Annotated in this window: 16 protein-coding genes; 6 read left to right on the top strand and 10 right to left on the bottom strand. The window is 66.9% G+C overall.

Annotated elements, in window-relative coordinates:
- Window positions 1-31: 31 nt before the first annotated feature.
- Together AC1RUS_RS07285 and mazG are read left to right on the top strand one after the other, a co-directional pair.
- Window positions 32-1,414, top strand: a complete 1,383-nt coding sequence (locus AC1RUS_RS07285) for an MFS transporter (protein ID WP_492914532.1) — start codon at window positions 32-34, stop codon at window positions 1,412-1,414.
- Window positions 1,386-2,204, top strand: a complete 819-nt coding sequence (gene mazG / locus AC1RUS_RS07280; protein WP_492914530.1) for a nucleoside triphosphate pyrophosphohydrolase — start codon at window positions 1,386-1,388, stop codon at window positions 2,202-2,204. Before AC1RUS_RS07285 ends, mazG begins: the two co-directional genes overlap by 29 nt.
- On the opposite strand, the gene hflX is transcribed toward mazG, so the two are convergent.
- From hflX to dusB, 8 genes are all read right to left on the bottom strand, one after another.
- On the bottom strand, window positions 2,201-3,538 hold the full coding sequence (gene hflX, locus AC1RUS_RS07275) for a GTPase HflX (protein ID WP_492914528.1): 1,338 nt from the start codon (window positions 3,536-3,538) through the stop codon (window positions 2,201-2,203). The two genes, mazG and hflX, sit on opposite strands and share 4 nt — an antisense overlap.
- A gap of 11 nt (window positions 3,539-3,549) precedes the next feature.
- The gene (gene hfq / locus AC1RUS_RS07270) at window positions 3,550-3,798 is read right to left on the bottom strand and encodes an RNA chaperone Hfq (protein ID WP_013079113.1); all 249 of its coding nucleotides are present in this window, start codon (window positions 3,796-3,798) and stop codon (window positions 3,550-3,552) included.
- A 165-nt stretch (window positions 3,799-3,963) separates the two neighbouring features.
- Window positions 3,964-4,827, bottom strand: a complete 864-nt coding sequence (locus tag AC1RUS_RS07265; protein ID WP_492914526.1) for a D-amino-acid transaminase — start codon at window positions 4,825-4,827, stop codon at window positions 3,964-3,966.
- Entirely contained in the window at window positions 4,828-6,216 is a 1,389-nt protein-coding gene (ntrX, locus tag AC1RUS_RS07260; RefSeq protein ID WP_492914523.1) for a nitrogen assimilation response regulator NtrX, read from the bottom strand. It abuts the gene before it with no gap.
- Window positions 6,213-8,453: a sensor histidine kinase NtrY-like gene (locus AC1RUS_RS07255; protein WP_492914522.1), complete on the bottom strand. Its 2,241-nt coding sequence runs from the start codon at window positions 8,451-8,453 to the stop codon at window positions 6,213-6,215. The genes ntrX and AC1RUS_RS07255 overlap by 4 nt, the downstream gene beginning before the upstream one ends.
- A 57-nt stretch (window positions 8,454-8,510) precedes the next feature.
- Window positions 8,511-9,932, bottom strand: a complete 1,422-nt coding sequence (locus tag AC1RUS_RS07250) for a sigma 54-interacting transcriptional regulator (protein ID WP_492914520.1) — start codon at window positions 9,930-9,932, stop codon at window positions 8,511-8,513.
- 2 nt (window positions 9,933-9,934) lie between these two features.
- Complete coding sequence (locus AC1RUS_RS07245; RefSeq protein ID WP_492914518.1) at window positions 9,935-11,050, bottom strand: two-component system sensor histidine kinase NtrB; 1,116 nt, start codon at window positions 11,048-11,050, stop codon at window positions 9,935-9,937.
- On the bottom strand, window positions 11,047-12,054 hold the full coding sequence (dusB, locus tag AC1RUS_RS07240) for a tRNA dihydrouridine synthase DusB (RefSeq protein WP_492914516.1): 1,008 nt from the start codon (window positions 12,052-12,054) through the stop codon (window positions 11,047-11,049). Before dusB ends, AC1RUS_RS07245 begins: the two co-directional genes overlap by 4 nt.
- 99 nt (window positions 12,055-12,153) lie before the next feature.
- Here dusB and AC1RUS_RS07235 point away from each other — a divergent pair, with 99 nt between their 5' ends.
- Genes AC1RUS_RS07235 through AC1RUS_RS07225 form a run of 3 tightly spaced genes read left to right on the top strand, consistent with a single transcriptional unit; the run spans window position 12,154 to window position 14,952 of the window.
- Window positions 12,154-13,305 (top strand): bifunctional 2-C-methyl-D-erythritol 4-phosphate cytidylyltransferase/2-C-methyl-D-erythritol 2,4-cyclodiphosphate synthase, encoded by a 1,152-nt coding sequence (locus tag AC1RUS_RS07235; RefSeq protein WP_492914515.1) that lies wholly within the window; start codon window positions 12,154-12,156, stop codon window positions 13,303-13,305.
- 37 nt (window positions 13,306-13,342) lie between these two features.
- The gene (locus AC1RUS_RS07230; RefSeq protein ID WP_492914513.1) at window positions 13,343-13,834 is read left to right on the top strand and encodes a CinA family protein; all 492 of its coding nucleotides are present in this window, start codon (window positions 13,343-13,345) and stop codon (window positions 13,832-13,834) included.
- A 2-nt stretch (window positions 13,835-13,836) separates the two neighbouring features.
- Window positions 13,837-14,952: an FUSC family protein gene (locus tag AC1RUS_RS07225; protein WP_492914510.1), complete on the top strand. Its 1,116-nt coding sequence runs from the start codon at window positions 13,837-13,839 to the stop codon at window positions 14,950-14,952.
- On the opposite strand, the gene AC1RUS_RS07220 is transcribed toward AC1RUS_RS07225, so the two are convergent.
- Both AC1RUS_RS07220 and lipA read right to left on the bottom strand, forming a co-directional pair.
- On the bottom strand, window positions 14,949-15,404 hold the full coding sequence (locus tag AC1RUS_RS07220) for a type II toxin-antitoxin system RatA family toxin (RefSeq protein ID WP_492914507.1): 456 nt from the start codon (window positions 15,402-15,404) through the stop codon (window positions 14,949-14,951). The genes AC1RUS_RS07225 and AC1RUS_RS07220 overlap by 4 nt on opposite strands.
- 2 nt (window positions 15,405-15,406) lie before the next feature.
- Complete coding sequence (gene lipA / locus AC1RUS_RS07215; RefSeq protein ID WP_492915282.1) at window positions 15,407-16,384, bottom strand: lipoyl synthase; 978 nt, start codon at window positions 16,382-16,384, stop codon at window positions 15,407-15,409.
- Window positions 16,385-16,466: 82 nt separating this feature from the next.
- Here lipA and AC1RUS_RS07210 point away from each other — a divergent pair, with 82 nt between their 5' ends.
- Window positions 16,467-17,531 carry an alpha/beta fold hydrolase gene (locus tag AC1RUS_RS07210; protein ID WP_492914505.1) on the top strand — a complete coding sequence of 355 codons (1,065 nt, stop codon included), beginning with the start codon at window positions 16,467-16,469 and terminating at the stop codon, window positions 17,529-17,531.
- Window positions 17,532-17,606 lie beyond the last annotated feature (75 nt).

Below are 17,606 nucleotides of genomic sequence, written 5' to 3'. Positions count from 1 at the left end.
GACGAACCCGCCGTGTGGGAGGAGTAAGGGAATGGCCGATCGACGATCGTCCTGGTCGCTGGCGGCATTCGCCGCGCCCTGCCTTCCGCTCGCGGCGCTTGGCCTGCCCCTGGTGGTCTATCTGCCGGAATTCTACGTCAGCGAACTAGGCCTTTCGCTGGGCGCCGTCGGCGCGGCGTTCCTGATCGTTCGCTTGATCGACATCATGTTCGACCCCTTCATCGGCGGTCTGATGGATCGCACGCGCGCGAAATGGGGACGGTTCAGGCCTTGGCTGGCCGCCGGCGCACCCCTGGTGATGGCCGGAGCCTTCGCCCTGTTCATGGCCAAGCCTGGGATTGGTCCGGTATATCTCTGGTTCTGGCTGGTCGTGGTTTATGCCGGCTATTCGATGATGGTCGTCTCCCATACCGCCTGGGGCGCGGTGCTCTCCACCGACTATCGCGAACGCTCTCGCGTCTATGGCTGGTGGCAGGCCGGCAATGTGTTGGGTATGATCCTCGTCCTCACCCTGCCCCCGATCATCGCGCTGACCTTCAAGGGGGACCACGCCGCCGGCATCCGCTCGATGGGCTGGTTCGTCGTCGTGCTGATCCCGCTGACCGTACTGCTGGCGACCCGGTCGGTCGGCGAGCCGGCGGCGCCCATCGCCCGCCACGCCTCCGGTCTGAGGCAGTATTTCGGGCTGATGAGCCGCAAGTCGGTGCGCAAGCTGCTGGTCGCCGATCTGCTGATGGGTCTGGCTCCCGGCATCGCCGGCGCGCTGTTCTTCTTTTTCTTCGAGCGCATCAAGCACTTCGACAAGACCCAGGCCGGTCTGTTGCTGCTGATCTACTTCGTCGCCGCCCTGGCCGGCGCGCCGCTGTGGCCAATGCTGGCCAAGCACATCGGCAAGCATCGCGCCCTGGCCGTCGCGTCCGTGCTCTACGCCTTTGTCCAGGTCTGCGCGGTGCTGACGCCGGCTGGCAATTCCTGGGCCGGCATGGCGATCCTGATCCTGGCGGGAATCCCCTACGCCGCCGCGCCCTTGCTGGTGCGCGCCATGATGGCCGACATCGGCGACGAGGAACGGCTCGAGACTGGCGCGGATCGCACCGGTCTGCTGTACGCCATCGTCAACGGCACCGTGAAGCTGGGACATGCTCTGGCCATTGGCGCTTTCCCGTTGCTGGCGCTGTTCGGCTTCGATCCCAAGTTGCCCACGCAGACGGGCGAAATGGCCCTCATCGCCCTCTACGCGGTCGTGCCGGCCGCCATGGGCCTTGTGGTCGCCGCCGTCATGCTGCGCTATCCGCTGGACGCGACTCGCGTTGCCGAGATCCAGCGCCTTCTCGCAGCGAGGGATGCGACGACGCCCTCGCCCCACCAGCCCGAGCCGGATCCGAATGTCGCCTTTGCAGCCCCAGCCGAATGAGCCCGACCATCCGCTTTTCCAGCTGATCGAGATCATGGCCCGCCTGCGCGATCCCGTCGGCGGCTGCCCCTGGGACCAGCAGCAGACCTTCGCGACCATCGCCCCCTACACCATCGAGGAAGCCTACGAGGTCGCCGACGCCATCGAGCGCGGCGACCTAGGCGACCTGAAGGAAGAGCTTGGAGATCTGCTGCTGCAGGTCGTCTTCCATTCCCGCATGGCCGAGGAGCAAGGCGTCTTCGATTTCGCCGGTGTCGCCGCCTCCATCTCCGACAAGATGATCCGCCGGCACCCGCACGTCTTCGGCGATCACGCCTATGACGATCAGGCCGCCCAGGTCGCGGGGTGGGAAGCGCTGAAGGCGCAAGAGCGCAAGGCCAAGGCCAAGACCGGCGTCCTTGATGACGTTCCGGCCGGCCTGCCCGCCCTCACCCGGGCCGTGAAGCTGACCAAGCGCGCCGCCCGCGTCGGCTTCGACTGGCCCTCGACCAAGGAGGTGCTGGACAAGCTGCGCGAGGAGATCGCCGAGCTGGAGGTGGAGATCGAGGCCGGCGACCAAGCCAAGGCTCGCCAGGAACTGGGCGACCTGCTGTTCGTCTGCGCCAACTTGGCGCGCAAGCTGGATGTCGAGCCCGAGGACGCCCTGCGCGCCACCAACGCCAAGTTCAGCCGGCGCTTCGCCTTCATCGAAGCCGAACTGGCCAAGGACGGCCGCACGCCCGATCAATCCGACCTGGCCGAGATGGACGCCCTGTGGGACGCCGCCAAGGCCGAGGAGAAGAAGGTCTAGCTGGCCGCGATGACGAAGGCGTCGGGGAACTGGCGCTCAAAGCGGCCCAAGGCCTGAGCGTCGAGACGCGCCACCAGGGTGACCCCGCCTTCGCTCTCGTCCTCGCGGCTCATCACCCGACCGTTGCGGTAAATCCAGGCCAGGGCCTCGCCGTCGCCCGCGCCAAGGCGGATGGCGATGGGCGGAGAGTCGTCGATCAGGCCGCTGATCCGCTTGAGCAGCGCCGTGCAGCCTTCCCCGGTAACGGCGGAGACAGCCGAGGCCTCGAAGCGTCGGGCATGCCCGAGGATGACCTCGCGGTCTTCCTCGGGCACCAGGTCGATCTTGTTCCAGACCTCGACGACGGTCTTGCCTTCGTCGAGCGTGACGCCCAGCTCGGACAGCACCGTCTCGACATCACGGGCCTGGGACTCGCTGTCGGGATTGGCCACGTCCCGCACGTGCAGCACGACGTCGGCCTCTTGCACCTCTTCCAGCGTGGCGCGGAACGCCTCGACCAGTTCGTGCGGCAGGTCGGAGATGAAGCCGACGGTGTCCGACAGGATCGCGGGGCGGCCGTCAGGCAGTTTCACGGTGCGCAGAGTCGGGTCGAGCGTGGCGAACAGCATGTCCTTGGCCAGGACCTCGGCCTCGGTCAGGCGGTTGAACAGCGTCGACTTGCCGGCGTTGGTGTAGCCGACCAGAGCGACGGTCGGGTACGGCACCTTCTTGCGCGCCGAGCGATGCAGGGTGCGCGTGCGGCGCACCTCCTCAAGCTCGCGCTTGAGCTTCTGGATATGGTCGCGGATCAGGCGGCGATCCAGTTCGATCTGGGTTTCGCCAGGCCCGCCGGTGTTGCCGGTGCCGCCACGCTGCCGTTCTAGGTGGGTCCAGGTCCGGACGAGGCGCGAGCGTTCGTAATCGAGCCTCGCCAGCTCGACCTGCAACTTGCCTTCGCGCGTGCGGGCGCGGCGGGCGAAGATCTCGAGGATCAGCCCGGTCCGGTCGACGACCTTGACGTTCAGCCCGCGCTCAAGGTTTCGCTGCTGGACCGGCGTCAACTGATCATCGAACACCGCGACGTCGATCTTCTCAACTTCGCAGATCGACTTCAATTCCTCGATCTTGCCCTTGCCGAACAGGGTGGCGGGCGTGACCACGCGCAGGGGCGCGATCATCGTTTCGACGACGTCGAGGTCGAGCGCCAACGCGAGGCCAACCGCTTCTTCGAGACGCGACTTCGGATCGCGCGCCTCGAAGGAGGCTTGGCCCCGCACAGGTCTCACGGGGTGGATGACGAACGCCCTAAGGACCGGGACGGCGTGATCTACGGACTTGGAGGAGGATTTGGACAAGCGTCTCTAATTCAGTCGTCGGAATCGGCGCTCGGCTCGTACAGCTGAACGGGCTGGGCCGGCATGATGGTCGAAATGGCGTGCTTGTAGACCAGTTGCGACTGGCCATCGCGACGCAGCAGGACGCAGAAGTTGTCGAACCAGCTGACAACGCCCTGAAGCTTGACGCCATTGACGAGGAAGATGGTGAGCGGCGTCTTGGACTTGCGCACGCTGTTCAGGAACGTGTCCTGCAGGTTTTGTTTCTTTTCGGCAGACATTGGGGGTTCCCCTCTTATTGTTTCGGAAGGCAAAGCGCCCTCCACACAAACAAGTTCATGCTAGATCATTTTCCGCCGAACGCGATCTACATTCGGTGTGAAAATGCGCCCTGCGTCGAATTCACGCTCGTTTGGACCAGCGCGCCCTCGCCGCGATCAGACCGCCTAGACGGCCTTTTCCTGAGCGCGCTGGATATAGAGAGCCCGCAGCTTCGTCGCCACCGGTCCGGGCGATCCATCACCAAGTTTCACGCCGTCGACGCTGACGATCGGCGTCACCAGCGTGCCGGCTCCGGTGATGAAAGCCTCGCGCGCGGCCTGGGCCTCGGCGATCGTGAAGGGTTTTTCGTTGATCGGCAGGCCCGCTTCGCGGATCACCTCGAGCAGCGTCGAGCGAGTGATGCCCCGCAGGATGTTGGCGTTAGTGTCGCGCGTGCGGAGGTTGCCCTCGCCGTCCACAATCCAGGCGTTGGATGACGCCCCCTCGGTGACCAGACCCAGGTCGTCGACGAACCAGGCTTCGATCGCGCCGCGTTCGCGCGCCGCCTGCTTGGCCAACGCGTTCGGCAAGAGGCCGATCGACTTGATGTCGCAACGGCCCCAGCGATTCTCGGGTACGCTAATCACGCTGGAGCCCTGCGCGGCCTTGCGTTCAGACAGGCCGCGGTCGACCGACTTGGCGGTGACGACCATCGACGGCGGCACGGCGGGATTGGGGAAGGCATGGTCGCGACGCGCCACGCCGCGCGTCACCTGCAGATAGACGAGGCCGTTGCGAACCTTGTTGCGCCGAACGGCTTCACGCAACACGAAGGTCAGCGCGGCCTCCCCCATGGGATGGGCGATGCGCAGTTCGTCCAGGCTGCGCCACAGGCGCGCGAAGTGGCCCGCGGCGTCGGCCAACTTGCCGTCGAACACCGCCCAGACCTCATAGACGCCGTCGGCCAGCTGATAGCCGCGATCCTCGATATGCACGGCGGCCTCGCCGTGACGAACGAAGCGACCATTCACATAGGCGAAACGCGACATCTACTCTTCCTCGTCCGCCCGAGCGCCGGCGACACCTAGGGACTTGAGCTTTCGGTGCAGCGCCGAACGCTCCATCCCGATAAAATTGGCGGTGCGCGAGATGTTGCCGCCGAAGCGCAGGATCTGGGCGTTCAGATATTCCCGCTCGAACAGCTCCCGCGCCTCGCGCAGCGGCAAGGCGATGATCCGTTCAGCGCCGATCGCTCCCGCGTGCCCCGCCGAGGGCTGCTCTGCCCCCGACAGCATCTCAGCGGTGATCAGGTCGCCCGGCTCGCCGGCGGCCAGGATCAGCATGCGCTCGACATTGTTGCGCAGCTGTCGGACGTTGCCGGGCCAGGTCTGAACCTGAAGCGTCGCCAGGGCGTCGTCGCCGAGCCGGCGGCGTGGAAGTCCGGTCGCCTCGACGATACGGTCGATGAAGAAGCTGATCAGCTCCGGAATGTCCTCGCGGCGTTCCGACAAACCGGGCACGCGAACCGGCACCACGTTGAGACGGTGGAACAGGTCTTCGCGGAACCGCCCGGCGGCGATCTCGTCGCGCAGATCGCGCGAGGTCGACGAGATGACCCGCACGTCGACCTGCACGTCATTGTCGCCGCCGACCCGACGAAAGCGCTGCTCGACCAGAACTCGCAGGATGCGGCTCTGGGTCTCGCGAGGCATGTCGGCCACTTCGTCGAGATAGAGCGTGCCGCCGTGCGCGCGTTCGAACACGCCGATCTTGCGCGGACGGCCGCCTTCGCCTTCCTCGCCGAACAGTTCGACGTCCAGGCGCTCGGGCGCCATGCCCGCCGCGCTCACGGCCACGAACTCCTGCTTGGCCCGGGCGCTAGCGCCGTGGATCAGCCGGGCCACTAGCTCCTTGCCCGATCCGGGCGGACCCGAAACCAGCACCCGGCTGTTGGCCGGTGAGACTTTGGCGATCATCTGGCGCAAGGTCTGAGCGGCGGCCGATTTGCCCATCAAGCCGTCCGAAGTGAAGCTCTGGGCGCGCAGACGGCGGTTTTCCCGCTTCAGGCCGGCGGCCTCGAGAGCGCGTTCGACCACCAGCAGCAACCGATCTGATTTGAACGGCTTCTCCAGGAATTCATAGGCGCCGCGCTTGATGGCGCTGACGGCGGTCTCGATGTTGCCGTGCCCCGAGATCATGATCACCGGCAGGTCCGGATCCAGCGACTTGACCATGTCGAGCAGTTCCAGCCCGTCCATGCCGCCGCCCTGCATCCAGATGTCGAGCACCAGCAGGGCCGGTTTGCGCGCCCGAACCGCCGCCAGGGCCTGATCGGAATCGGCGGCCGTCCGCACGGCGTAACCCTCGTCCTCGAGGATGCCGGCAACCAGTTCGCGGATGTCGGCCTCGTCGTCCACGACAAGAACGTCAGCGCTCATATCATCTCCTCTACGCCACTATGGGCCGCGGCGGGCAAACGCGCGGTCGTGGGGAATTTCATGATCACTCGGGCTCCTGGAAGCTCGCGGGCGTCGGTCAGGACGAGGCTGCCCTCGTGGTCTTCCATGATGCGCTTGACGATCGCCAGGCCCAGGCCGGTGCCCTTTTCGCGGGTCGTCACATAGGGTTCGGTCAGACGATCGCGGTCGCGGGCGGGCAGGCCCACGCCGTTGTCCTCGATGATGACGCACAGGTCCTCGTCGGTCGAAACCAGGCTGGCGACGATCCGGCCGGGAGATTCCGGAGACGCCTGGCGACGCGCGCCCACGGCCTCGCCAGCGTTCTTGAGGATGTTGGTCAGGGCCTGACCGACCATGCGGGCGTCGCAGGTGATCATCACGTCCTCGCCGGGCTCGTCGAGAACGACCTCGATCTCCGGATCGACGAAGCGCTGGGCGAACACGCCCTGACGAAGCATCTCGGTCAGGTTGGCCGGCTCGAACCTTGGCGCGGGCATGCGCGCGAAGGCCGAGAACTCGTCGACCATGCGTCCGATGTCGCCGACCTGGCGAATAATGGTGTCGGTGCAGCGATCGAAAGTTTCCAGATCGCCGGTGATCTCCTTGCGATACTTGCGACGGATGCGCTCGGCCGACAGCTGGATCGGGGTCAGCGGGTTCTTGATCTCGTGGGCGATCCGGCGAGCCACATCCTTCCAGGCCGCGTTGCGCTGGGCGGCCACGAGGCGGGTGATGTCGTCGAAGGTCAGCACCAGCCCCTCGGCCACATGACCGGCGCCGCGCACGCGAAGGCGACGAGTTTCGCCATCGCGCGTCAGGTCGACCTCGACCTCGGCGTCAGAGCGGCCTTCCAGGATGGTCTCGACGACGACGTCGAATTCCGGCGCGGCCTCGATCAGACCCAGGCCGACCGCGTCCTCCTGCAAGCTCAGCAGGGTCACGGCCCGGCGGTTGAGCGCCGAAATCCGACCACGCTCGTCCAGGCTGATGACGCCGGCGCTTACGCCCGACAGCACCGTCTCGATGAACTGTCGACGAGTCTCGGCGTCCAGGCTGGCGGCCCGCAGCGCGGCCTGCTGCACCTGCAGGTCAGTGGTCATCATGTTGAAGGCGTTGGACAGCGCCCGGATCTCGTCGGGACCGACTTCGGCGTCGACGCGCGCATCCAGGTCACCGGCCGACACCCGACCGGCCGCCTCGACCAGACCGGCGACAGGTCCGGCGATCGAGTTGGCGGCCGCTATGCCCACCCAGACGGCGGCGACCAGCACCAGCAGCGCGGTCTCGACATAGCTGAGGCCGAAGATCGCCTGAATACGCACGCGGCTGCGTTCGGCGTCGCGATACGAGATCAGCGACTCTTCAGTCTCGATCAGGTGGCTCAGGATGCCCTTGTCGATCGGCCGCACGACATAGAGGTAAGCGTCAGGGAAAGCCTTCAGCCGATAGAGCGCCCGAAAGAGGTCGGACGACACGAAACGCTGGGCGATCACTTCGCCGGTGTCGGTGCTGGCGAAGCTGGTCGGCGGCGGCGCCAGGAACGGCGGCGCGCCCGGCGTTTCAGCCCGCGCCAGCACCCGGCCGTCGCGGTCCAGCACATAGGCGGCGGAGAAGCCATTGTCCTTGGTCTGGTCGGCCAGATAGTGCCCGAAGGCGACCGGCGACTGCGACATGGCCGGCGCGGCCTGATTGAGCTGCGTGGCCATCGGGCCGATGTGTTCGCCGATATAGGTCGTCTGCTCGGCGACGTAGGAATTGGCCACAGTGGCAGAGTTCTCGACCACCGTGCGAACGCGCTGGCTGAACCAGCCCTCGACGCCGCGATTGACCAGGACGCCGAAGAAAAGCGCCACGATCACGGCCGGCGCCACGGCGGCGAACGAGAACAGACCCACGAAACGAAGATGCAGACGCGCGCCGGCGTCGTTGGCCCGTGCATCGATCATCTCGAACAGGCGAAGCCCCACCACCGTCGCGATGGCCAGGATCAGAGCGAGATTGAAGCCCAGCACGATCAGGATGGCCGTGCTGGCAGGGCTGATCGGGCCGCTCTTGGGCGGCGACGAGGCTAGGGCGACGCCGGTCACCGTCAGCAGCACCGCGAGCGCATAGGCGCCGCCGATGACGTAACGCGACCGCAGAAGGTCCCGCCACCAGGCCCGGCTATAGCGGGTTGGCGGACTCTCGGATCCGGACTCGGACATGACTGACGCCATTGCCCCAGTTTAGAGGTTGGTGTGCCCTAAATTCAACAGCTATGTGCCAAATAAGCTTCAGCGTCGACCGCGGGTCATCTCCACGCCCAGGTCCTGAATCTTCTTGCGCAAGGTGTTGCGATTCAGGCCGAGAATCTCGGCCGCCCGCACTTGATTGCCGCGCGTCGCCGAGAGGGTCAGTTGGATCAGCGGCCGCTCGACCTCCTGTAGCACGCGGTCATAGAGCCCCGCCGCCGGTACGCCGTCGGGCTGGTCGGCGAAATGACCGGCCAGGTGACGCTCGACCAACATCGACAAGGTCACGGGCCCCTCTTCCGATCGCACCGCCGGGGTGTGATCTTGCAGCTCGCGATCGACGATGCGCGCGGTGATCAGCTCCTCGGCATAGAGGGCGCACATCCGACGGATCAGGTTTTCCAGCTCGCGAACATTGCCGGGCCAGGAGTGCGCCTTGAGACGATCCAAAGCGCTGGCGTCGATCGTCTTGGCTGGCAGGCCCTCACGGTTGGCGCGCAATAGGAAGGTGCGGGCCAGATCCGGAATATCCTCGTCGCGATCGCGCAGCGGCGGCAGGCGCACCGGCGCGACATTGAGGCGGAAGAACAGGTCTTCGCGGAACAAGCCTTGCTGGATCAGTCCCCGCAGATCGCGATTGGTGGCCGCGATGATCCGCACGTTCGGGCGACGGCCGGTCTTGGGGTTCACGACGGGCTCGGTGCCGTCGATCACGCGCAGCAGGCGTGTCTGGGCGTCGAGCGGCATGTCGCCGATCTCGTCGAGGAACAGCGTGCCGCCGTCGGCCTCGACCAGACGGCCAAGATCACCCTCGCCGCGTCCGAAGAGCTCTGTCTCGACCCGCTCGCGCGGCACGGCCGCCAGGTTGATGACCACGAACTTGCCGTCGCGACGACGTCCCAGCTCGTGCAGCGCGCGGGCGACCAGCTCCTTGCCTGTGCCGCTTTCGCCCAGGATCAGCACGGTCAGGTCGGCGCCGACCAGACGCGCGATTGTCCGATAGACCTCCTGCATCGGCGCCGAACGGCCGATCAGCGGCAGACGCTCGTCGCGCATGGCGCGCGCCTGGGCCTTGGAAGCCTCGGCGTCGGCCGGACGCGACAGCGCGCGGCGGGCCGCGGCGGTGACGTCGTCCAGATCGAAGGGCTTGGAGATGTACTCGAACGCGCCCGCGTCGGCGGCGTTGACCGCCGTCAGCAGGGTGTTCTGAGCGCTCATCACGATGATCGGCAGCTTGGGCCGTTCCTTGCGAATACGCGGCAGCACGTCGAAGACGTTCTCGTCCGGCATCATCACGTCTGTGACGACCAGGTCGCCCTCGCCGTCCTGAACCCACTTCAGCAGGGTCGTGGCGTTGCCGGTGGCGCGGACTTGATAGCCCAGGCGGGTGAAGGCTTGGCTGAGTACGAGTCTAATCGAGGAATCGTCGTCGGCGATCAGGATCTTCTTGCTCGCGGCGTTCATACTCACGCGTCTCCGGACGGGGATTCAGGGGCCACGGGCAGCAGCACGCGGAACACGGTGCGGCCGGGCTCGGACTCGAAGTCGATCAGGCCGCCATGGGCGGTGACCAGTTTGGTGACCAGCGCCAGGCCAAGACCGGTGCCATTGGCCTTGGTGGTCACGAATGGCTGGAACAGATGGTCGCGCAAGGTCTGCGGAACGCCCGGACCATTGTCCTGCACGCGGATCTCGATCGGCGCGCCGGCGGTCGTCTTGCCGTCAGCGCCGCGCACGCGAACGCCGGGCCGCCAGGCGGTGTGCATGGAGATCGCGCCACGACCGTCGCCACGCATGTGGGCGGCCTCGGCGGCGTTCTTCACGAGGTTCAGGAAGATCTGGATCAGGTGATCCTCGTCGCCCCACACCGGCGGCAGCGAGGGATCGTAGGTTTCCTTGAGGACCAAGCCGTCGGCGACGCCGTTGGCGACCAGGGCGCGGACGCGGTCCAGCACCTGGTGGATGTTAACAGCCTCCCGCGGGGTCGGCAGGTCTTCGGAGAAGGCCTCCATCCGGTCGACCAAGCGGCGGATGCGATCCGTTTCGTCGACGATCAACTGGGCCAGCGGTTGGTCCACGGCCGAGGCGCCGGTCTTCAGCAGTTGCGCCGCGCCACGAATGCCGGCCAGCGGGTTCTTGATCTCGTGGGCCAGCATCTTGCCGAGACCGACCACCGAGCGCAGCCCGGCCGCGTCGGCGGCGCGGTCGATGCCTAGCGCGCCCCTGACGTGCAGGGTCAGCAGCACAGCTCCGTCGCCGAGAGGCGCAGCGGCGCCATCCGCCTCGAAGGGCGGTTGGCCGAACAGATTGACCTCGACGCCGTGCTCGCGAACCAGCGCACCCTCGAAGATCGCGCGATCAAGCAGCGAGACCAGCACAGAGCCCGGCGGCAGGGCGGCGCGGAAACGGCCGCGCGCCAGCAGGGAGAGGCCATGACCAAACAGCGCCTCGGCCGCCTCGTTGACGGCGACAAGGCCGCCATCGCGATCCACGACCAAGGCCGGCTCGGGGCTGAGGTCGAAGGCGGCCGACTTCAACGCCTCCGGGGCCTTAGCGGTTAGTGCGCGCGCGTGATCGGTCATGCCGCGACCCTCCGATCGATAAGCCACAACTGGGTGAGTTCCCGCTCGACCGCCGCCGGATCTTCCAGGCGGCACAAAGTCGCTCGCGCCGCGCGGCGGGCTTCCGCCGTTTCGGGCCAGGGCGCGGCTTCGATGTAGGAAGCCAGGTGCTTGCGGAACATCTTCAGGCCTTGGCGTTCGCCGTAGAATTCCAGACTGCGCCGGAAATGGGTCAGGGCGATCGCCAGGCGCTCCTCGGCGTCCGGCTCCACGAAGGGGCGTCCGTCGAGCGCGGCTTCGATCGCAGTGGCGATCCAGGGGCGGCCATACACGCCGCGCCCGATCATCACGCCGTCTGCGCCGGATTGTTCTAGCGCTTCGCGGGCGGTGTCTCCGTCGATGATGTCGCCGTTGACGAGAACAGGCACGGAGACCGCCCCCTTCACCTCGGCCACCGCCGACCAGTCGGCGACGCCCTTGTAGAACTGGCTGCGGGTGCGGCCATGCACCGTGATCGCTTTGGCGCCGGCGGACTCGGCCCGACGCGCGATGTCGGCGGCGTTGCGCGTATTGTCGTCCCACCCCAGACGCATCTTAACGGTCACGGGCACGTCGACGGCCGCAACGGCGGCGGCGACCAGCGCCTCGGCCAGATCGGGTTCGCGCATCAGGGCGGAACCCGACTGTTGACCAGCCGAGACTTCCTTGGCGGGGCAGCCGAAGTTCAGATCTATGATCTCCGCGCCGGCGTCGGCGGCCATCCGCGCGCCTTGCGCCATCAATTCTACGTTCCGACCGACCAATTGTACGACCATCAGCGGCAGCCCCTCGCCCACGGCGGCGCGGCGCACGACGTCAGGGCGTCCCCGCGCGAACTCCGCGCAGGCCACCATTTCCGTCGCCACATAGGGCGCGCCAAGCGCCGTGGCCGTTTCTCTGAAGGGTAGATCGGAAACCCCCGTCATGGGCGCGATCCACACGCGCCCAGGAATCTCCACTCCACCGACCTCGAGCTTGTTGCTCATTTTGTAATCATCCCCACCGCCACGTTTTTAGGCATATTGTGCGGCGCAGTAAAGCCTTGATCGACTGGACAAGCTCAATGGTCCGACTAAACACCGGCCATGACCTTTTCAGCCGTGATCGTCGCCGCCGGCTCTGGAACCCGCGCGGGCCCAGGCCAAGCCAAACAGTGGCGACTTGTGGCGGGTAAACCCGTCCTGCGCTGGTCGGTCGAGGCTTTTCTGGCTGCTGGCGCGTCCAGTATCGTCATCGTGACGTCGGAAGATGGCGAATTGGCGTTGCCCCAAGTGCTCGAAGGCCTCTCGGGCTGGTCGATCGCCCGTGGCGGCGCGACCCGCGCCCTATCGGTTCAATCCGGACTCGCAACCCTTTCCGCACGCCCCGCCGATGAGCCCGTACTGGTGCACGACGCCGCTCGCCCCTTCCTGACTCGCGAAGCGATCGGGGGACTCCTTGAGGCGCTTGCTGACGCCGACGGCGCCATTCCCGCCCTACCCGTCGCCGACACGCTCAAGCGCGCCGAACCCGGCGCCGCACTGGCGACGACGTCGCGCGAAAATCTCTGGCGAGCTCAGACACCGCAGGCTTTCCGGCGCGAAACGCTCGTCAAGGCCTATGCCGCCTGGGCCAGCTCGGCCGAACCCACCGACGACGCGCAGGTCGTCGAGGCCGCAGGCGGTCGCGTCGCGATCTCGCCTGGCGATCCGCTGTTGATGAAACTGACCTATCCGGAGGACTTCGCCATGGCCGAACGACTGGCGGGCGCGGCGCGCCTTACTCGCATCGGCCAGGGCTTCGACGCCCACCGTTGGGGTCCAGGCGAGTCGGTCTGGCTATGTGGCGTCGAGATCGCCCATGACGAGACTTTGATTGGCCATTCGGACGCCGACGCCGGCCTGCACGCCCTGACCGACGCCTTGCTGGGCGCCATCGGCGAAGGCGATATCGGCGATCACTTCCCGCCGACCGACCCGCAATGGAAGGGCGCGGCGTCCGACAAGTTCCTGATCCACGCCGCCGACCTGGTCCGCGCCAAGGGCGGGGTCATCGTCAATGTCGACGTCACGTTGATCTGTGAGCGGCCGAAGATCAAACCGCATCGTGCTGCGATGCGGGAGAAACTGGCCGAGATCTTGGCGCTGCCGCTCGATCGCGTCAGCGTCAAGGCGACCACGACCGAGAAGATGGGCTTCACCGGTCGCGGCGAAGGCCTGGCCGCACAAGCCGTCGTATCGGTCGAGACTCCGGCCTGACAGGTATAGGCTTCACCCGAATCCGCTGGAGAGCCGCATGTTCCCGCTCGAGATCGAGACCCTGGCCCGACTTCTGGTCGCCGAGGCGCGCGAGAAATCGCTCCGGCTGGTCGCCGCCGAGAGCTGCACGGGCGGCTTGGTGGCCGGGGCGATCTGCTCGATCTCCGGTGCGTCCGACGTCTTCGAGCGCGGCTTCGTCACCTACACCAACCGGGCCAAGTCGGAGATGCTCAGCGTGCCGGGCGACCTGATCGCCGACGTCGGCGCGGTCTCCGAGCCGGTGGCGCGGATGATGGCCGAAGGCGCGCTGGACGCCAGCAACGGCCATGTGGCCGTCGCGATCACCGGCATCGCCGGTCCGGGCGGCGGAACGCCGATGAAGCCCGTCGGCACCGTCCATTTCGCCGTGGCGCGCAGCAATCGGTCGGTCGTTCACCGTCACGAACTCTTCGATGGTCAGACCCGCGAGGCGGTTCAACTCGCGGCGGTCCGCACGGCGCTCGAAATGCTCCGCGAGGCGGTGGCCTAGCCGTGCCGGACACCGCGCCCAGCGACTGGCGACGTTTCGCCGGCGTCGGGCTGTCCCGCGCCGCTTGGGCCAAGGCCGTAGCGCGCAAGAGCGAGTGGCGTCACGCCATCCGCGTTTCCAGCGCCGTCGTGGCGGCCTACGCCCTGGCGACGCTGCTGAGGCTGCCTCAAGGCTATTGGGCGGTTTTCACCGCCGTCATCATCGTGCAAGGCAGTCTCGGCGCGACGATCACCGCCTCAATCGAGCGCTTCATGGGCACCGTGGTCGGCGCCGCCGCCGGGGCTGGGGCAGCCATGTTGCACGCCCGCTGGCCCGAAGCCGGCGGACCGATCCTGGCGATCACCGCGGCCCTGCTGGCGTTTCTGGCCGCCGTTCGCCCCACGCTGAAGGTGGCGCCGATCACGGCGGTGATCATGCTGATCGGCACGACGACTCACATGGATCCGGTGGTGGCGGCCTTCCTGCGCGTGGCCGAGATCACCGTTGGCAGCGTCGTGGGCATCGCCGCCACCTTGCTGATCTTTCCGGCCCGAGCCCACGCCTCCGTCGTGCAGAGCACCCGGTCCGTCGCCAGCCTGCTGGCCGACCTGCTCGAACACTACGGCCTGAAACTGCGCGGCGGCGCGACCGACCTGGAGGCCCGCGACCATTACGACAGCACCCTGAAGGCGCTGACCAAGCTGCAGACCGCCATGACCGAAGCCGACCGCGAAAGCGCCAGCCGGCTCAGCGATCACACCGTCACCGACGCCCTGCCCCGCACGCTCTGGCGGCTGCGCAACGACTGCGCGATGATCGGGCGAGCCCTGCGCGAGGCCCTGCCGGCTCCGGGCCTCACCCTGCAATCGGCCGGCATGCTGAACGCCAGCGCCACCTTCCTGCGCGCAAGCGCCGCGCTGCTGGACAAGGGACCGCGACCCGACCGCATCGCTTTCGCCGAAGCCCACCAAGCCTTCCAGACGGCCGTAGAGACCCTGCGCGAGACCGGCGGCACGAGGGCCCTGGCTTTCGACGACGCGGCGCGGGTGTTCGGGCTGGTGTTCGCGATCGAGAACCTGTTCGCCAATCTCGGCGACTTTGAGGAGCGGATTGAGGAGACGGTCGCCAAGCGCGGCTAGGCCCTAGCTCCGTAGATCGCCGCCGCCCGATCCTCGAAACAGCCGATCAGCTTGCCGGCCGCCTTGTCGATATTGGCCGCCAGCATGGCGTCCAGCATCCGCGACTTGAAGGCGAAGTCGATGACGAACTCGACGGTCGTGTCGGCTTCCCCCATGGCGGTGAACCGCCATTGATTGGAGAGCCGCTTGAAGGGTCCATACAGCAGACTGACATCGACCGTCAGGTGCTCGGCGTCTCGGCGCACGCGGGTCGCGAACTTCTCTCTCAAGAACGAGAAACCGACCTGAGCCTCGGCGTCGATCGTGCTCACCGGACCATCGACCCGGCCGTTCCAGGTGCGCATGCCGGTGATCCACGGCACGAACTTGGGATAGGCCTCGACGTCGCCGACCAGCGTGAACAGCTGCTCCGGCGAATACGGCAGGACCCGCGTGACGACATGTCGATGCAAGCCTAGGCCGTCCGGGCGTCGAGGGCGCGGCGGGCCGCCTGCAACTTGGCGAAGTCGTCACCGGCGTGGTGCGACGAGCGGGTCAGCGGGCTGGCTGACACCATCAGGAAGCCCTTGGCGCGGGCGATCGCCTCATAGGCCTTGAACTCTTCCGGCGTCACGAAACGGTCGATGGCGGCGTGCTTGCGGGTCGGCTGCAGATATTGACCGATGGTGATGAAGTCGACGCCGGCCGATCGCATGTCGTCCATCACCTGCATGACCTCTTCCTTGGTCTCGCCCAGGCCGACCATCAGGCCGGACTTGGTGAACTGGCTTGGGTCGCGCTCCTTGACCCGTTCAAGCAGGCGCAAGGAGTTGTAGTAACGGGCGCCGGGGCGGATCTTCAGATAGAGGCGCGGCACGGTTTCGAGGTTGTGGTTGAAGACGTCCGGGCGGGCGTCGATGACCACGTTCTCGGCGCGATCCTTGCGCAGGAAGTCCGGCGTCAGGATCTCGATCGTCGTGCTAGGTGCGGCGGCGCGGATGGCCAGCACGACCTCGGCGAAGTGGCGGGCGCCGCCGTCGATCAGGTCGTCGCGGTCCACCGAGGTGATGACCACGTGCTTGAGGCCCATCTTGGCGACGGCCTCGGCCACGCGGCGCGGCTCATCGGGATCCAATTGAGTCGGCAAGCCTGTCGTGACGTTGCAGAAGGCGCAGGCGCGGGTGCAGATCTCGCCCATGATCATCATGGTGGCGTGCTTCTGGCTCCAACACTCGCCGATGTTCGGGCACGCCGCTTCCTCGCAGACCGTGGTCAGCTTGTGCTCGCGCACGATGTTCTTGGTTTCGTTGTACTGACCCGAACCCGGCGCGCGGACGCGGAGCCACTCGGGCTTGCGCAGCACCGGCGTGTCCGGGCGGTTCTGCTTTTCGGGGTGGCGCGTGGCCCGGTCTTCCGGGTTACGAGCCTTGAGCGTGTCGATCACCGTGGCCATGGCGCCTAAATCGGTCTTCTTGCCCTCCGGATCAAGCACGCGATCTTGCATGAGACGCTAAGGCGCGAAATGAGTGCTCCATATGCGTCGCCGCCTGCTTGCCGTCCTGCTGTTGCTTTCCCTCGCCGGCTGCGGTGATGGCGGCTCCCGCGCGCCTTTCGCCGAAAGTCGCACGCCGCCTTCGATCGCGCCGAGGTTCTACGCGCCCGATGGCTGGACCTGGGGCTATGTGCGGGTCGGCGACGGGTCCGTGCAGCGTTACGGCGTTTCCGCGACGGCGGTTCGGCCGCGCGCAACAGTGCTGATCCTGCCCGGCTACGCCGAACCCGCCGAGAAGTGGTTCGAGACCGCCCGCCGCCTGAACGAAGACGGCTATACGGTCTGGGTGCTGGAACGGCAGGGCCAGGGCGGGTCCGAACGGCTGACGCCGTGGCGCGACCTGGGCCATGTCGACAGCTTCGAACCCGACGCCGCCGCCGTCCGCGCCTTGGTCAATGTCGTCATCCGGCCCAAGGCCGACACGCCGCTGATCGTGCTGGGCCACGCCGTCGGCGGTCTCGTCGCCCTGCGGGCGATGGAGGCGGGCCTGCCGACCGACGGTGCGGTGCTGTCCTCGCCGGCGTTCGAACTGGCCCATCTGCCGCGCCCCAAGGCCGAGACGATACAGCTCGCCGTCTGGGCGCGCCGTCTGAGACTGGGATGGCTGAAGGTCCCGGGCGATCCGGGCTGGCGACGCGACGGGCCGGATGGGCTCGCCGCGGGCTTGACGAGCGACAAGCCGCGCGGCGCGGTGCAACAGGCTTGGCTGACGGCTAATCCCGACCTGCGGATGGGCCAACCCACTCTGGGCTGGCTGGCGGCGTTCTTCGAGGCTTCGGAGCGCGCCCAGGCGCACGCGCGAAAGGTCCCAGCGCCCGTGCTGATGCTGGACGGCGGCAAGGACGTGGCCGTTTTGACCGCGCCTCAGACCCGGACCTGCAAAGCCATGTTGGCCTGCCGCGAGGTGAGATATCCCGCCGGACGCCATGAACTTCATATGGAATCAGACGGAGTGCGCGACGCGTGGCTGGCCGAAGTCGAAGCGTTTATCCGCGCGCGCATCGAGGCCAGAACCCAGGCTGACAAGCCTCGACCTCACGCTTTGTGACTCTTTCTTGCAAAGCCGGACCTTCCCCGGCAGACTCCCGTGCTAACGAACGAAAGCGATGTCGCTTTTCGGGGA

The organism is Caulobacter sp. GW821-FHT10F06 (assembly GCF_058809215.1).
The sequence above is the reverse complement of the archived record's forward strand: the minus strand, read 5'-3'. Positions and strand labels throughout refer to the sequence as shown.

What these genes read in the sequence shown, in the direction of transcription:
- mazG (WP_492914530.1), top strand. Translation starts at nt 1,386, where the DNA reads ATGTCGCCTTTGCAGCCCCAGCCGAATGAGCCCGACCATCCGCTTTTC.
- AC1RUS_RS07210 (WP_492914505.1), top strand. Translation starts at nt 16,467, where the DNA reads ATGCGTCGCCGCCTGCTTGCCGTCCTGCTGTTGCTTTCCCTCGCCGGC.
- AC1RUS_RS07255 (WP_492914522.1), bottom strand. Translation starts at nt 8,453, where the DNA reads ATGGCGTCAGTCATGTCCGAGTCCGGATCCGAGAGTCCGCCAACCCGC.
- lipA (WP_492915282.1), bottom strand. Translation starts at nt 16,384, where the DNA reads ATGGCCACGGTGATCGACACGCTCAAGGCTCGTAACCCGGAAGACCGG.
- dusB (WP_492914516.1), bottom strand. Translation starts at nt 12,054, where the DNA reads ATGAGCAACAAGCTCGAGGTCGGTGGAGTGGAGATTCCTGGGCGCGTG.
- AC1RUS_RS07250 (WP_492914520.1), bottom strand. Translation starts at nt 9,932, where the DNA reads ATGAACGCCGCGAGCAAGAAGATCCTGATCGCCGACGACGATTCCTCG.
- AC1RUS_RS07245 (WP_492914518.1), bottom strand. Translation starts at nt 11,050, where the DNA reads ATGACCGATCACGCGCGCGCACTAACCGCTAAGGCCCCGGAGGCGTTG.
- AC1RUS_RS07265 (WP_492914526.1), bottom strand. Translation starts at nt 4,827, where the DNA reads ATGTCGCGTTTCGCCTATGTGAATGGTCGCTTCGTTCGTCACGGCGAG.
- hfq (WP_013079113.1), bottom strand. Translation starts at nt 3,798, where the DNA reads ATGTCTGCCGAAAAGAAACAAAACCTGCAGGACACGTTCCTGAACAGC.
- ntrX (WP_492914523.1), bottom strand. Translation starts at nt 6,216, where the DNA reads ATGAGCGCTGACGTTCTTGTCGTGGACGACGAGGCCGACATCCGCGAA.
- AC1RUS_RS07285 (WP_492914532.1), top strand. Translation starts at nt 32, where the DNA reads ATGGCCGATCGACGATCGTCCTGGTCGCTGGCGGCATTCGCCGCGCCC.
- AC1RUS_RS07230 (WP_492914513.1), top strand. Translation starts at nt 13,343, where the DNA reads ATGTTCCCGCTCGAGATCGAGACCCTGGCCCGACTTCTGGTCGCCGAG.
- AC1RUS_RS07235 (WP_492914515.1), top strand. Translation starts at nt 12,154, where the DNA reads ATGACCTTTTCAGCCGTGATCGTCGCCGCCGGCTCTGGAACCCGCGCG.